This window comes from Rhodoplanes sp. SY1 (assembly GCF_046000175.1).
GTDB lineage: Bacteria > Pseudomonadota > Alphaproteobacteria > Rhizobiales > Xanthobacteraceae > Rhodoplanes.
In genome coordinates, this window is record NZ_JBEOMB010000536.1 from 1 (window position 1) to 467 (window position 467).

Here is a 467-nt window from a genome sequence, read left to right on the forward strand (position 1 = left end):
GTCGCGCGAAACGAAGGTCGACCGCGTGCATGAAGGCTTTCGCCTCCGGCGTCCCGGGGGCGTGCCGGTGCTGCACGTAATCGGACAGCGACAGGTACAGAAGATCGGGCCGCCGCGTCTCGATCAGGCGGATGCCGGCGTCGAGCACGTAGAGCGACAGGTCGGCCGAGTACTGGTCGGGCGTCGGCCGGCCGACCAGCACGGTCAGGTCGTCGATGCCGTGCTCGGCCAGCGTCGCCGTGTGTGCGGTCTCGGCCGACACCGCGATGCCGTCGAGGTCGTGGCCGAGCGCCTTGCGCAGCTTGTCCTTGGCGGTCACGGCCGCGACCGTCGCGCCGGCATGCGCGAAGCCCGCCAGCACGGTGGGGGCCCGCATCAGGGAGGCGTCGAGCATCATGATCTCGCGGCCGCTGTCGCGGTCGAGATAGTAGTTGCCCGAGACGCCGTGGACGGCGGGCGGCGCGCCG

Annotated in this window: 1 protein-coding gene; it reads right to left on the minus strand. The window is 71.5% G+C overall.

Features of this window, described 5'->3' with window-relative positions; genetic code table 11:
* Positions 1–467, minus strand: a 467-nt coding sequence (locus tag ABTU92_RS30805) for an alkaline phosphatase family protein (protein WP_408095316.1), incomplete at both ends; no start/stop codon positions are given.